General features: G+C 68.1%; 13 protein-coding genes. 4 read left to right on the plus strand and 9 right to left on the minus strand.

Annotation, left to right across the window (positions count from 1 at the left end):
• Window positions 1–50 precede the first annotated feature (50 nt).
• Window positions 51–1325: an oxalate/formate MFS antiporter gene (gene oxlT / locus ACV7NL_RS21765; protein WP_463356851.1), complete on the plus strand. Its 1275-nt coding sequence runs from the start codon at window positions 51–53 to the stop codon at window positions 1323–1325.
• Between the two features lie 114 nt (window positions 1326–1439).
• On the opposite strand, the gene ACV7NL_RS21770 is transcribed toward oxlT, so the two are convergent.
• The 5 genes from ACV7NL_RS21770 to dusB form a co-directional block, all read right to left on the minus strand.
• Window positions 1440–2060: a pyridoxamine 5'-phosphate oxidase family protein gene (locus ACV7NL_RS21770; protein ID WP_056481530.1), complete on the minus strand. Its 621-nt coding sequence runs from the start codon at window positions 2058–2060 to the stop codon at window positions 1440–1442.
• A 138-nt stretch (window positions 2061–2198) separates the two neighbouring features.
• Window positions 2199–2813 (minus strand): DUF6886 family protein, encoded by a 615-nt coding sequence (locus ACV7NL_RS21775; RefSeq protein ID WP_463356852.1) that lies wholly within the window; start codon window positions 2811–2813, stop codon window positions 2199–2201.
• A complete protein-coding gene (ntrC, locus tag ACV7NL_RS21780; protein ID WP_463356853.1) occupies window positions 2810–4273 on the minus strand; it encodes a nitrogen regulation protein NR(I) in 1464 nt (487 codons plus the stop codon). Before ntrC ends, ACV7NL_RS21775 begins: the two co-directional genes overlap by 4 nt.
• Window positions 4274–4282: 9 nt before the next feature.
• Window positions 4283–5437, minus strand: coding sequence for a two-component system sensor histidine kinase NtrB (locus ACV7NL_RS21785; protein ID WP_056183484.1), 1155 nt, complete (start codon window positions 5435–5437; stop codon window positions 4283–4285).
• A complete protein-coding gene (dusB, locus tag ACV7NL_RS21790; protein ID WP_463356854.1) occupies window positions 5434–6486 on the minus strand; it encodes a tRNA dihydrouridine synthase DusB in 1053 nt (350 codons plus the stop codon). The genes ACV7NL_RS21785 and dusB overlap by 4 nt, the downstream gene beginning before the upstream one ends.
• Window positions 6487–6683: 197 nt before the next feature.
• Here dusB and ACV7NL_RS21795 point away from each other — a divergent pair, with 197 nt between their 5' ends.
• From ACV7NL_RS21795 to ACV7NL_RS21805, 3 genes are all read left to right on the plus strand, one after another.
• Window positions 6684–7979, plus strand: a complete 1296-nt coding sequence (locus ACV7NL_RS21795; RefSeq protein ID WP_463356855.1) for a bifunctional 2-C-methyl-D-erythritol 4-phosphate cytidylyltransferase/2-C-methyl-D-erythritol 2,4-cyclodiphosphate synthase — start codon at window positions 6684–6686, stop codon at window positions 7977–7979.
• Window positions 7976–8491, plus strand: coding sequence for a CinA family protein (locus ACV7NL_RS21800; protein ID WP_463356856.1), 516 nt, complete (start codon window positions 7976–7978; stop codon window positions 8489–8491). The genes ACV7NL_RS21795 and ACV7NL_RS21800 overlap by 4 nt, the downstream gene beginning before the upstream one ends.
• A 272-nt stretch (window positions 8492–8763) precedes the next feature.
• Window positions 8764–10551 carry an ABC transporter ATP-binding protein gene (locus tag ACV7NL_RS21805; protein WP_463356857.1) on the plus strand — a complete coding sequence of 596 codons (1788 nt, stop codon included), beginning with the start codon at window positions 8764–8766 and terminating at the stop codon, window positions 10549–10551.
• 25 nt (window positions 10552–10576) lie between these two features.
• Here the strand turns inward: ACV7NL_RS21805 and ACV7NL_RS21810 are convergent, their stop codons facing one another.
• The 4 genes from ACV7NL_RS21810 to ACV7NL_RS21825 form a co-directional block, all read right to left on the minus strand.
• Window positions 10577–11032, minus strand: coding sequence for a type II toxin-antitoxin system RatA family toxin (locus tag ACV7NL_RS21810; RefSeq protein ID WP_056183375.1), 456 nt, complete (start codon window positions 11030–11032; stop codon window positions 10577–10579).
• A gap of 6 nt (window positions 11033–11038) precedes the next feature.
• Window positions 11039–12001 carry a lipoyl synthase gene (gene lipA / locus ACV7NL_RS21815; protein WP_463356858.1) on the minus strand — a complete coding sequence of 321 codons (963 nt, stop codon included), beginning with the start codon at window positions 11999–12001 and terminating at the stop codon, window positions 11039–11041.
• 179 nt (window positions 12002–12180) lie between these two features.
• Window positions 12181–13569, minus strand: coding sequence for a diguanylate cyclase domain-containing protein (locus tag ACV7NL_RS21820; RefSeq protein WP_162241301.1), 1389 nt, complete (start codon window positions 13567–13569; stop codon window positions 12181–12183).
• Window positions 13570–13657: 88 nt separating this feature from the next.
• Window positions 13658–14338: a PAS domain-containing protein gene (locus ACV7NL_RS21825; RefSeq protein ID WP_056183382.1), complete on the minus strand. Its 681-nt coding sequence runs from the start codon at window positions 14336–14338 to the stop codon at window positions 13658–13660.
• Window positions 14339–14457 lie beyond the last annotated feature (119 nt).

Raw genomic sequence — 14457 nt, forward strand, 5'->3', positions numbered from 1 at the left:
TCAACCTGGCATCGTCCTTGCGAAGCGGTTCGCGTCGCAAGGAGCGAATAATGGATACGAACCTCTCCCGCCAACGCTGGATCCAGCTCGGCCTCGGCCTCGTCGCCATGATGGCGATCTCCAGTCCGCAATATGTCTGGACCCTGTTCACCAAACCGCTGATCGCGACCACCGGCGCAACGCTGCCGCAGATCCAGTGGACCTTCACGATCCTGATCGTGCTGCAGACCTTCTTCTCGCCGGTGCAGGGCTACCTGATCGACCGGTTCAGCCCCAAGCTGATGATCGCGCTCGGCGCAGCCCTGTCCGGCCTCGGCTGGGTGCTGGCGGCCCGGGTCGATACCCTGCTGGGCGTCTATGCGACCTACGGCCTGTTCTGCGGCCTCGGCACCGGCATCGTCTATGTCGGCATCGTCGGCCTGATGGTGAAGTGGTTTCCGGACCGGCGCGGCTTCGCCGTCGGCGTCGTGGCAGCCGGCTACGGCATGGGCGCCATGCTGAGCACCTTCCCGATCAGCGACATGCTCACCGCCTCGGGCTACCGCCACACGCTCACGGTGTTCGGCATCGTGCTCGGGGCGATCGGGGCCCTGGCGGCCCTGGGCCTGCGCGCGCCGCGCGCCGGTGAGGTGCTGCCGTCCCCGGCGGTCAATCTCTCGACCTGCGTCCATGATACGCCCCCGCGGGTGATGCTGCGGACGCCGCTCTTCTGGCTGATGTTCGTCATGATGACGATGATGTCGACCGGTGGCCTGATGGTGGTGGCGAACTTCGCCTCCTTCGCCCGCGACTTCGGCGTGGCCGATGCGATCATCTTCGGATTCGTCGCCCTCCCCTTCGCGCTGACCTTCGACCGCATCACCAACGGTCTGACCCGCCCGTTCTTCGGATGGGTCTCGGACAAGATCGGTCGCGAAAACACCATGGGTATCGCCTTCGCGGCGGAAGCGGTGGCGATCGCATTGCTGCTGGTCTTCCGCGAGAACGCCTACGCGTTCGCGCTGCTCTCCGGTGTCGTGTTCTTCGCCTGGGGCGAGATTTTCTCGCTGTTCCCGTCGATCCTCACCGACACCTTCGGCACCAAGCACGCCACGACGAATTACGGCTTCCTCTACATGGCTCAGGGGATCGGTTCGCTCTTCGGCGGCCCGATCGCGGCCTGGATCTATGCCGTGCAGGGCTCGTGGCTGCCGGTCTTCGCGATCATCATCACGCTCGATGTGCTGACCGCGATCCTCGCCTACTTCGTGCTCAAGCCGATGCGTCGGCGCTGGCTCGGCGAAGTCGAGGCTCCGATCCTAGTCGGCAAGCCCGCGCTGGCTTGATTAAGGCTGGGACAGGCGCGGATGGGGGAGCCCGTCCGCGCCTTCCTCGGGGAATCAGCCAGGATTTTGGCTGGGTGCAGGATTTTGGCTGGGTAAATGAGCAAGAGCTCGCGTTCACCACATCGTCTGGCGGGCGCGTTCGCCCCAGGTTCTGTCATAGGTTTCGCCGCCCACCCGGCCCTCGCTGCGTTCGGCCAAGATCTGCCCCGGTGAGGGAAGCGACGTCGGGTCCACGTGGCTCTCCTGCCGCCACAGGCCGGATCGTACCAGGGCGCGGGCGCACTGGAAGTAGATCTCGTGGACGGTGATCACCATCACGGTCCGGGGTGCCTTGTCCTCGACGGCGAACGTGGCGAGCAGGGCCGGATCGTCCTCGATCACCGCACGTCCGTTCACCCGTAGGGCATTGCCGATGCCGGGGATCAGGAACATCAGGCCAACCCGCGAGTCCCGCACGACGTTGCGCAGGCTGTCGATCCGATTGTTGCCGCGGCGATCCGGCAGGAGGAGCGTACGGGCATCGGCGACGCGTACGAATCCAGGCCGGTCACCCCGGGGCGAGCAATCCAGGCCTTCCGGACCCACGGTGGCGAGACTCGCGAAGGGCGAGACCTCGATGAAGCGGCGGTAATGCGGCGTGATGTGGTCGGCCACCTTAGCGGTGGAGGCCTCGGAGACAGCGTCCCAGGCACCGTAGATGGTCTCGAGGTCCGCCACTGTCTCGACGATGGCCATGGAGTGTTCCCGTTTCGCAGGCTGGAGGAGCGTGCTCCCCTTGCAGCAATCCGAGGGTGATCGCCTAGTGCCGCATGAAGCTTACCGATCAGGCTTGCCGAGAGACGGAGATGCAATCGTACATTCGAAGCGCCCGGTCTAACGGTCGGGACCGATCGGTTTCGGCGGTCCGCCTTCAGGCGTCACCCAGTCCCGCGCATTGCGCAGACGCAGCCCGCTCGCATGGAGGCTCGAGCGCCAGATCGGTGCCAGAAGTGTGAGGCGAGGCAGGATACGGAGTTCCAGGCCCGCCGTCGCCATGGAACCGGGCAGATCCCGCAGGGTGTCGTGGCCGTCCGGGACGACCGATTGGCGTGAAACCCAGGTGCCGGCCTCGCCGGAGGGTTCGAACGTTGCGAATGGCATCTGGTAGCGTTCGAGGACGCCGGCCTCGATCCGGTCCGCCCAGGCCTCCTCGACATAGGCGACCGCGCGGCCCGAGACGTCGCCGAACCACGTCTCCCGGTCCTCCGGCGACGTCTCGGCCGTGGGCCAGATCACGATCCTGGGGCAGTCACGCGGAAACAGGTAGAGCAGGCTGTGGGCGCCATCGATCGCCCAGACCAGAGCCCCGTTCAGCCAGGCGCGCTCCGCTCCCCGGTCGATGCCGACCCGCACCGGGCGCGGTACGAAGACCCGGATGTCCGGATCCTCGCTGAAGTGGAAAAGCGACGGGCAGGCATTACTCGCCGTCGCCGCGTCTCTGGTGCTCACCGGGCGTTGCGAAACACCTGGAGGTCGAGGTCCCGCACCTTCTTGCGCAGGGTGTTTCGGTTCACGCCGAGCAGCTCCGCCGCGCGAATCTGGTTGCCGCGCGTGGCGGCGAGCGCCGCTCCGATCAGCGGCCCTTCGATCTCGCGCAGGATGCGGTGGTAGAGTCCGGGCGGGGGCAGCGTGTCGCGATAATTGCTGAAATAGTCGGCCAAATGCCGCTCCACGGCGCCCGACAAAGTTTCGGACTCACCGTTGCTCTTGCGTGGGGTGCCCGTGCCATTCGTCTGACTCTGGGCCAGCGGGAGGGTATCGAGTTCGGCCTCGATCACCGGGCCGGTGATCGTCTCCTGCGGGTAGAGGGCAGCGAGGCGCCGGACGAGGTTCTCGAGTTCGCGCACGTTGCCCGGCCAGCGATAGCGCTTCAGGCGCTCCATCGCCTCGCCATCGAGCTGCTTGCGGCTCAGGCCCTCGCGCTCCACCAGGATGAAGAAGTGGCGGATCAGGTCGGGCACGTCCTCGGAGCGCTCACGCAGGGCCGGCAGGCGCAGCGGCACCACGTTCAGGCGGAAGAACAGATCCTCGCGAAAGATGCCCTGCTGGATCGAGACCCGCAGATCCTTGTTGGTGGCCGCGATGATGCGGACGTTGGTCTTGATCGGGACGCGTCCGCCGACGGTGGTGTATTCGCCTTGCTGAAGCACGCGCAGGAGGCGGGTCTGTGCCTCCATCGGCATGTCGCCGATCTCGTCCAGGAACAGCGTGCCGCCTTCGGCCTGTTCGAAGCGTCCGGCCGATCGCGCCAGCGCGCCGGTGAAGGCCCCCTTTTCGTGGCCGAACAGCTCGGATTCGATGAGGTCGCGCGGGATCGCGGCCATGTTCACGGGCACGAAGGGGCCGGTCCGGCGCCGGCCGTAATCGTGTAAAGCCCGTGCGACCAGCTCCTTGCCGGTACCCGACTCGCCGGTGATCATCACCGTCAGGTCCGTCGGCATCAGCCGGGCCAGCGCCCGATAGATCTCCTGCATGGCCGGGGAGCGCCCGACCAGCGGAATGTCCTCGTTGCCCGGATCGGCCCCGACCGGCGCGGTTCCGCGCGGGCGGGACAGAGCGCGTCCGACGATCGCGATCAGCTCCTTCAGGTCGAAGGGCTTGGGCAGGTACTCGTAGGCGCCGCGCTCCGAGGCGCGGATCGCCGTCATGAAGGTATTCTGCGCGCTCATGACGATGATCGGCAGCTCGGGGCGCACGCGCTTGATGCGCGGGAGCAGGTCGAAGACGTTCTCGTCGGGCATCATCACGTCGGTGATGACGAGGTCGCCCGCCCCCTCCGCGACCCAGCGCCAGAGGGTGGCGCAATTGCCGGTGGAGCGGACCTCGTAGCCCGCCCGCGACAGGGCTTGATTGAGGACGGTGCGGATGGCGGCGTCGTCATCCGCGACGATGATGTGTCCGTTGGGCATGACGCGACTCTACAGCTCCGCGGACGATTCGCGCCCGTCGCGGGCGCTCGACATGGGGAGAAGAAGGCGGAAGGTGGTTCGACGCGGGACCGGATCGCATTCGACGATCCCGCCGTGGTCGCCGATGATCTTAGCGACCAATGCAAGTCCGAGGCCGGAACCCTGCGCCTTCGTCGTGACGAAGGGATCGAACAGGTCGGGCAGCAAATCCGCCGAGACGCCAGGGCCGTTGTCGCGCACCGCCACCTCGATCGGCAGGCTCACGCGCTCGCGCGAGCCTGGAACCTGCAGGCGCAGGCCGGTGCGGAAGGCGGTCGACAGGGTGATCTCGCCATCGACCGCATCGGCCCCGATCGCCTCGGCGGCATTCTTCACTAGGTTGAGGATGACCTGAATGAGTTGATCGCGATTGCCGAGCACCGGCGGCAGCGACGGGTCGTAGGTCTCGACGAAGCGAATATGGCGGGCGAAGCCAGACTGGGCCGAGCGCTTCACCTGGTCGAGCACGCCATGCACGTTGACCGAGCCGCGCTCCACCGGGCGCTCATCGCCGAATAGCTCCATCCGCTCGACGATGCGTACGATCCGGTCGGATTCGTCGCAGATCAGCCGGGTCAGCAGGCGGTCGTCCTCGTTGCCGGACTGCTCGAGGAGCTGCGCCGCCCCACGGATGCCGGCGAGCGGATTCTTGATCTCGTGCGCCAGCATGGCGCCGAGCGCCACCATCGAACGCGCGGCGCCCCGATGGGTGAGCTGGCGGTTCATCTTGTCGGCAATGGTGCGTTCCTGGAGCATCAGCACGACGATCTCCTCGTCGTCGCCGAGGGGCGTGGCGAAGACGTCGACGCTGCGCTCCAGGCCCGAACGCGGCTGCACCAGTTCGACCCCGTACTCGCTGACGCTGGCCCGGCGGCGACGCACCTCAGCCACTAGGGCGATGATCGGCGACGCGAACGGGATGATGTCGGACAGGCGGCGCCGCTGCATCAGCCGGGCCGAATGATCGAAGAACGTCTCGCCCGCATGATTGACGTGCAGGATATGGTCGTTGGCTCCGACCGTCAGCACCGGCAGCGGCAGGGCGTTGATCACCGCCTCGTTGGTCGGGACGACCTCGGGCTTCTGGCCGCCGCCCCGGCCGGATATCGGCTTGCCCGCGCTCATGCGGCTTCCTCGCTGGTGTCCGGCATCGCCCATGCGTCCCGCGTCTCGAAGGCGCGCGCCAGCAGGTGCGTCGCCACCGCGGGGTCGGTGGTGGTGAGTAGCCGCATCCGCGCTGTCGCATCGAGCCCGCCGCCCGCCTCCGCGTAGGCCGCGAGGTGCTTGCGGGCGTGGCGCACGCCCATGCGCAGCCCGTAGAGAGCGAGAAGACCCTGGTAATGCTCGATCGCCAGCGCGGCCTTCTCGGCGCTCGACAGCGTCGGCACCGGGCGCCCGGCGAGGCCTGCCGACAGGGCGCCGACAAGCCACGGCCGGCCCACCGCTGCCCGTCCGACCATGAGCCCGGCAGCGCCGGAGCGCTCCAGACAGGTGCGCGCCTCGGTCAGGGTGGAGATGTCGCCATTGGCGATCACCGGAATCGCCACGGCCTCGACCACGGCGCGGATCGCGCGCCAATCGGCCCGGTCCTTGTAGAATTGCTGCCGGGTCCGTCCATGCACCGTGACGGCGTTCAGCCCGAGCCCTTCGGCCCGGCGCGCCAGATCGGGCGCATTGAGATTGGCATGGTCCCATCCGAGACGCATTTTCACCGTCACGGGGATGCGCACCGCGCCCCGGACCGCCGCGAGGATGCGGGTCGCCCCCTCGATGTCGCGCATCAGGGCCGACCCCGAGGCGACGCCGGTGACCACCTTGGCCGGGCAGCCCATGTTGATGTCGATCACGTCGGCGCCGTTCGCCTCGGCGATCCGGGCGGCTTCGGCCATCGGCTCCGGGGCGCAGCCGGCGAGCTGGACGATGTGCGGATCGACCCCACTGCCCTCGGCCCTCAGCTGGGCCTCCTGATCGCCGCGCGCCAGTTCGGCGGCCGCCACCATCTCGGAGACCACCGCGCTGGCGCCGAGCCGGCGGGCGATGCGCCGGACGTGCAGGTCGGTGACACCCGAAAGCGGCGCCAGCAGCACCGGTATCGGGCGTTCACCCTTATCGATTGCGATGCTGAGCTCACCCTCCGCCGGGCGAAGGAAGCTTAAATAATCATCAGTGGCCATTGTGCTCAACAAATAGACAAATCCGCCCGGCGCGCAAGCGATTCGGTGGATTTGATTTCAGCTTCTCCCGCGCTTAAACGACAGGTCTCCCCATCGGCGGGTTTCCAGGCCTACGCATCGCAGACGCGCGGTGCCCCGTGGGCGTGGCGATCGGCAGGTGCGCGGTTCCTCACCCCCCGAAGCGCGGGAGCATACGCATGTCCGGCACCGCATGGAATGCGGCCGCGGTGGTCGTCGCGGCCGGTCGCGGCATCCGCATCGGCGGCGATACCCCGAAGCAGTACCGCAGCGTCGGCGGTCAGGCCGTCTTGACCCGGACCCTGACGGCTTTGGCGGCCCATCCGGGCATCGTCCGCATCCAGCCGGTGATCGCGCCGGATGCGGCCGAATTTTACCGCGCCTGCCTCGCCGACCTCGACGCCGCGACCCGCGATAAACTTGCCGCGCCGGTTCCCGGCGGCGCCACCCGCCAGCAATCGGTTCGCGCCGGCTTGGAAGCGCTGGACGGATCGCAGGCGCCCGACCTCGTCCTGGTCCACGACGCGGCTCGCCCGCATGTGGACGTGGCACTCATCGAGCGGGCCCTGGTGGCCGGCCGCGATCATCGTGCCGCTGTGCCGGGCATCGCCGTCACCGACACCATCAAGATCGTGGACGATCTCGGCGATGGCAGCGGACGGGTGCGCGAGACGCCCCGGCGCGAGGGCTTGCGCGCTGTTCAGACGCCGCAATCCTTCACCTACGGCCTCTTGCGCGACGCCCATCGCCGGGCGGCCGAGGCTGACCTTCATGCCTTCACCGATGACGGGGCCCTCGCCGAATGGGCCGGCCTCTCCGTCGTCGTCTTCGAAGGCGATCCGCGCAACCGCAAGATCACCCAGCCGGCCGACCTAATCGAGGCCGATCGCGGCTTCTCCGGCCAACACCCCACCGCCCTGAGCAAGGCACAGACCATGACCACCTACGTCACCCGCCTCGGCACCGGCTTCGACGTCCACGCCTTCACCGACGGCGACCACGTCTGGCTCGGCGGGGTGAAGATCCCGGCCGATCGCGGCGTGCTCGCGCATTCGGACGGCGACGTCGCCCTGCACGCCCTCACCGACGCCCTGCTGGGCGCGATCGCCGATGGCGATATCGGCACCCACTTTCCGCCGAGCGACGAGCAGTGGCGCGGCGCCTCCTCCGATCGCTTCTTAGCGCATGCGGTCGAGCTGGTTCGGGCGCGCGGCGGCAAGATCGACCATCTCGACATCACCGTGCTCGCCGAGGCCCCGCGCATCGGCGCCCATCGGGAGGCGATCCGCTCCCGCATCGCCGAGATCGCCGGGGTGCCGCTGAGTTCGGTCTCGATCAAGGCCACCACCACCGAGAAGCTGGGCTTCGTCGGTCGCGCCGAGGGTCTGGCCGCGCAGGCTGCCGCCACCGTGCGGCTGCCCGAAGTGACCGCCGAACTGAACGCGGCCGACGAGACGGCCGAGCGCCGCTCGTGATCGATGATCCCGCCTTGCTTGCTCGGGCGGAGGCGCTGGTCGCCGCCTATGCGGCGGCGGAATTGACGATCGCCACGGCTGAATCCTGTACCGGTGGCCTCGTCGCCGGCCTGCTCACCGCAATCCCAGGTTCGTCCGCCGTGGTGGAGCGTGGCTTCGTCACCTATTCGAACGCCGCCAAGGCCGAGAGCCTCGGCGTGCCCGTCGATCTCATCGCCGCCCACGGCGCGGTCAGCGCGCCGGTCGCCCGCGCCATGGCGGAGGGCGCCCTGGCACGGTCCCGGGCCACCGTCGCGGTGGCGATCACCGGCATCGCCGGCCCGGGCGGCGGCAGCGCCGACAAGCCGGTGGGCCTCGTGCATTTCGGCCTGGCCGTGACGGGCGCGACCGTGCGCCACCTCGAGCGCCGCTACGGCGATCTCGGCCGCACCGAGATCCGCCGGCTGGCGGTGGGCGATGCGCTCGGTCTCCTCGAATCGATTCTCGCTCCCGGTCTCGCCCCAGCGTCTTGAAACTGACACGCTTGGGCGTCAGCCTGCGTATCACGGCGCATCGATCCGCGCCGGGTTCGCTCTCGAACCCTTGGGGAGGCTGCATGACATCAGGTTTGATCGCCGCCCCGGTCCGCCCGCGCCTCTTGCGCCTGCCGGCCTGACGGAACCCACGCGCCCGAGCGCGTCGCGGCCGTCTCCCTCATCCTCTTCGTCCATCCTTTCGGCCGGCCCGTCCGGGGCCGACTGCCGTTCACGGAGCCGGCGCGCATCCCGCGCCGCGATCGCGTTCCATGATCCTCGACCGCCTTCAGGGCGCGCAAACCTATCGCGCCGTCCTCGCCTTTCTCGTTCGCCAGTGGCGCACTCGGCCCGGACTTCTGCTCGGGCTCGTCGCGGCCATGGTCGGGTCGACTCTCGCCGACGTCTTCCTGCCGCTCTTCGCCGGCCGGCTGGTGGATGCCCTCTCGGCCGCCGATCGCGATGCGGGGCGCTGGGATGCCCTTGTCGCCTTCGCGGCGATGGGCGGGCTCGGCCTCCTCACCCTGGGCTTGCGCCACGTGGCCTGGACCTTCGTGGTGCCGTTGAGCCTGTCCACCATGCAGGCGGTGGCGCAGGCCGGCTTCCAGCGGGTCCAGCGCCTGTCGACCGACTGGCACGCCAACAGCTTCGCGGGCTCGACCGTGCGCAAGGTCTCCCGCGGGATGTGGGCGCTCGACGGCCTCAACAACACGCTGCTGCTGGAATTGCTGCCGGCCTTCGTGGTGCTCTTGGGCACCATGGTCTTGCTCGGCGTGCAATGGCCGCTCATGGGGCTGGTGATCGGCCTCGGCTCCCTGGTCTATCTCGCCGTTGTGGTCCTGCTCGCCATCCAAGTCATCGCTCCGGCGGCGCAGATCTCCAACGTCTGGGATTCGCGCCTCGGCGGTGCGCTCAGCGATGCGGTCGGGGCCAACGCGGTGGTTAAGGCCTTCGGGGCCGAGGCCCGCGAGGATGCGCGCCTCGGCCGCCTCCTGGCCAAGTGGAACCGCCGCACCCACCGGACCTGGATGCGCATCACCTGGAGCATCACGGCGCAGTTCGCGCTGCTCCTCCTGCTCCGCACCGCCATCGTCGGTACCGCGCTCTGGCTGTGGTGGACGGGAGATGCGACGCCCGGCGACGTGGCCTACGTGCTGACCACCTATTTCGTGGTGCACGGCTACCTGCGCGACATCGGCGATCACATCAATCGGGTGCAGCGCGGCGTGAACGAGATGGAGGAGTTGGTCGCCCTCGACGCGGAGCCCTACGGGGTCGCCGATCGGCCGGACGCCACGCCTCTCACCGTGCAGGGCGGCACGATCGGTTTCGACCGCGTCACCTTCCACTACGACGGGCACGTGACGCCGCTCTGCCGCGACCTGTCCGTGCAGATCCCGGCGGGGCAGAGGGTCGGGCTCGTCGGCCGGTCGGGCTCCGGCAAGACTACCTTCGTCAAGCTGGTGCAGCGCCTCTACGACGTCACGTCTGGCCATGTTCGCATCGACGGGCAGGACGTCGCCGGGGTCACGCAGGCCTCCCTGCGGGCGCACATCGCCATCGTGCCGCAGGAGCCGGTCCTGTTCCACCGGTCACTGGCCGAGAATATCGCTTACGGGCGTCCCGGCGCCTCGGCGGAGGACATCGCCCGCGCGGCGCGGCTCGCTAACGCGCACGACTTCATCGCCCGACTGCCCAAGGGTTACGGCACGCTGGTGGGCGAGCGCGGCGTCAAGCTCTCGGGCGGCGAGCGCCAGCGCGTGGCCCTGGCCCGTGCCTTCCTGGCCGATGCACCGATCCTGATCCTCGACGAGGCGACCTCCAGCCTCGACTCGGAATCGGAAGCACTGATTCAAGAGGCGATGGAACGCCTGATGCGCGGCCGCACCGCCATCGTCATCGCGCACCGGCTCTCCACCGTGCGGTCGCTCGATCGAATCCTGGTGTTCGATCGCGGTTGCATCGTCGAGGACGGAACCCAAGCGGACCTGCTCGGCCGACCGGAGGGCCGGTATCGCGCCCTGTTCGAACGGCAGACCGGCGGGATGGTCGAGGCGTGACGGCCGGATGGATCGACGGTGCAGCTCAGACCGCGCCGTAGACCCGGTTGGCGCGTGCCTCGAAGGCGTCCGTGAACTTGCGGAAGGCGCGGTCGAACATCGTGCCCATGAGCAGCCCAAGAGTCCGGCTCTTGAACTCGTAGGTGATGAAGAAATCGACGGTGCAGGTATCGCCTTCGCCGGGCTTGAAGGCCCAGCGGTTCTCCAGGTGGCGGAACGGACCGTCGATGTATTCGGCGACGATGCGCAAGTTGTCGGGGTCAAGGGTGACGCGCGTGGTGAAGCGCTCGCGGATGGCCTTGTAGCCGACGCCCATCTCAGCCACGAGCACCTCCGTGCCGTCCGGCCCCGGCTGGCGCCGCAGCACACGCAGCGATTCGCAGAGCGGCAGAAATTCCGGGTAGCGTTCCACGTCGGCCACGAGGTCATACATCTGGCGCGGCGAGTGCCGCACCGCGCGGTTGATCCGAAATGAGGGCATCGAGACTCAGGCGTTGGCGATGCGGGCGAGACGGGCCGCTTTCAGCTTTGCGAAATCCTCACCGGCGTGATGGGAGGAGCGGGTCAGGGGCGTTGCGGAAACGAGCAGGAAGCCCTTGGTGTAGGCGGTGGTCTCCAGGCCCTTGAACTCGTCCGGGGGCATGAAGCGCACCACCGCGTGGTGTTTCTTGGTCGGCTGGAGGTACTGGCCGATGGTCAGGAAGTCGACATCCGCCGAGCGCAGGTCGTCCATGAGCTGGACCACCTCGTTCCGCTCCTCGCCGAGACCGACCATGATGCCGGACTTGGTGAAGATGGTCGGGTCGAGTTCCTTCACGCGTTGAAGCAGGCGCACCGAGTGGAAGTAGCGCGCGCCGGGGCGGACCGTGAGGTAATTGCCCGGCACCGTCTCCATGTTGTGGTTGAAGACGTCGGGGCGGGCGGCGACCACGATTTCGAGGGCGCCGAGTTTGCGCAGGAAGTCCGGGGTCAGCACCTCGATGGTGGTGGCCGGGCTGCGCGCCCGGATCGCCCGGATGGTACGGGCGAAATGCTCGGCCCCGCCATCCGTCAGGTCGTCGCGATCCACCGAGGTGATCACCACGTGGTGCAGGCCGAGCTTTGCCACCGAATCCGCGACCTTGTCGGGCTCGCTCGCGTCGAGGCCTTCGGGCAGGCCGGTGCGGACGTTGCAGAAGGCGCAGGCCCGCGTGCAGGTGTCGCCCATGATCATGAAGGTGGCGTGCTTCTTCTCCCAGCACTCACCGATATTGGGGCAGCCCGCCTCTTCGCAGACCGTGACCAGACCGTGCTCGTGCACGATCTTGCGCGTGTCCTCCCAGCCCTTCGAGCCGGGCGCCTTGACGCGAATCCAATCGGGCTTGCGCTGGATCGGCTTGTCCGGGCGATGCGCCTTCTCGGGGTGGCGCGGGCGCTGGTCATTGCGCAGAAGATCGAGGACGACGGCCATGACAATCCACGGGATTCGCCCGCAAGACGCCGGCGCGTAACCCCGACTTAAGGCCTGGGACCGGCCTCCGCAAACCCGCCGCGTCGTCGTGGCGCGACAGGCCCGCGTGTTCGTCAGGTATCGAGGACGTGATCGGCAGGATCGCCGCGCTGGTTCACCCGGTCGTCTGAGGGGAACGCCTACGTTGCTCGACGATGGGTGCCTCCGCCGTCCGTCTTGGCGCGGTAGAGAGCACGGTCCGCCATCCGATAGACCGTGTCGGGGTCCTCGCCGTCCAGGGGGACCAGCGCGATGCCGATGCTGACCCCGACATCGACGGGGTGCCCCTCGATGACCATGGGCACCTCGATGGCCTGGGCGATCCGGCCGGCGAGGGTATCGATGTCGTCAGTGCAGGCCGCCCCGGTCTGAATGATGACGAACTCGTCGCCGCCCAGCCGCGCCACGGTATCCTCGATCCGGACGACGGAGCGCAGCCGATCCGCCACCATCGTCAGCAGGGTGTCGCCCGCGGCGTGTCCGAGGGTGTCGTTGACCGCTTTGAACCGGTCGAGGTCGAGGCACAGCAGGGCGAATGGCGGCCCGCCGCGCCGGACCAACGCCAGCTCCTGGAGGAATCGTTCCTGGAACTGCATGCGGTTGGCGAGGCCGGTGAGCGGATCATGCCGCGCGAGATGTTCGCTGCGACGCTCAGCCAGTTTCCGGGCTGTGACGTCGAGGGTCAGACCGACGACCCATTCCGGATCGCCCCCCTCGCCGACCACGACCCGTCCGATACAACTCAGCCAGCGCGTGTCGCCCGTGGGCCGGAGGATGCGGAAGTCGGACACGAATGTCCCGCGCGCTTCAATGGCGAGGTCGAGGTCGGTCAGGGTACGGTCCGCATCGTCCGCGTGGATGAGAGGCCGCCAGTCCCGTCTCACGTCGATCTCGATCTCGTCGTCGCCGAAGCCGTGCTGGCGTGCCATCTCGGCGGACAACAGGGCTCGCCCGCTGGTCACGCTGTAGTGCCAAGTCCCGGCATCGGCGGCCTTCAGCGCGAGGTCGAGCAGAAGGGACTGGTCGGCCATCCGCTCGTGCAGCAGACGGCGCTCGGTCTCCCGCCGCAGTTCGGAAACGAGGCGCCGCCGCTGGTCGAGGAGGGACCGGCCGGCGACTTCGGCCTTGATCAGGTCTGCCACCGCGCTCTGCATGAAGTGGATCAACAGGATGTCGATGCCGACAACGAAGGTATAGAGCGCCATGGCGGTGATGACGGAGCCGTTCAGTGCGAACGCGTACTGGCCCGGCATGAAGCAGTACCAAGCTGCAAGCCCGGACAGCGTTGCGCAGACGATGCCCGCATAGGCCCCACACAGGTAGGCCGAGAGGATGACGGCCGGGAAGAACGTGATGAAGGGAAAGCCCGGCGGGAGATGGGGGTGTATGACGCTTCGCACGAGGAGAGCGGCGAGGAAGGCGGCAATCCCGACCGGGATCGAGAGCCTCGGGTGACGATGCGGTCCGGCGGCGGGAAGCAGCAGAGCCAGCGCCGTTCCGCTCCGGCTGACGAAGGTGGACTCGCTCACGGTTGGCGCGTTGACCGCCTCCGTCGTTTCCATGTCGATCAATGGACGATGGTCCTTGCTGGCCGTTGTGGAAATCGGGTCGTCGAGCCTATCCGGCGCGAAGGGACAGGCCGCCGCGTGTCCCCGTGGTCCAGGTGAAGATGACGCCGTTCCGTTCGAAGGCCCGACGGACCGCATCGACCTTTGATGGACGCACGCTGTCGATGCGGGCCGCGTCCTCGATGCGCGCAACCGTGGACGGCGACAGGTCCGCCTCTTCCGCCAGGCGCTCGATGGTCCAGCCGAGCATCGCCCGCGCGCCCCGCACCTGTTCCGTCGTCAGGCGTCCAGGCCCGGCCTCCGCCGAGACCCGGTCAACCTCGAACCGCTTGCTGCCCGTAATCGGCAAGCACACCCCCACCCACTCGCGGATCGTGCCGTCTCGGGCGAGGACGGGGGCGCCGCGTGCGTTGAACCAGCGGTGGACGCCGTCCGCGCACCGGATGCGGTAATCGGTGTCGTAGATGCCCTGATGCAGGACCGCCGTTCGCCAGGCCTCCCGAGTTCGCTGCCGGTCGTCCGGATGGATGGCGTCGAGCCAGCCGTAGCCGGCCATCTCGCGCGATGTCTGGCCGGTCAGTCCAGTCCAGTCCGATCCGACCCTTGTCCCCCCGTCGGCGGTCGCGGTCCAGATGACGGTGGCGACCGCGCGGACAAGCGCGCTGTACCGCTCATGTGCAAGCTCGTTCGGATCCTCGACCGAGGCCGGGGCCTGCAGGGTTCCACCCATCGTGTCTCCTGGGATTACATCGCTCGGTTCAATGATTTGCCAGATTTGAATGGTTTTAGAAGCAATATTCCGCAGAAAGAACGAATTTCATGCTTTCCGCGGGACACAAAAACGTTTGT

Source organism: Methylobacterium sp. Ger2507 (assembly GCF_055231875.1).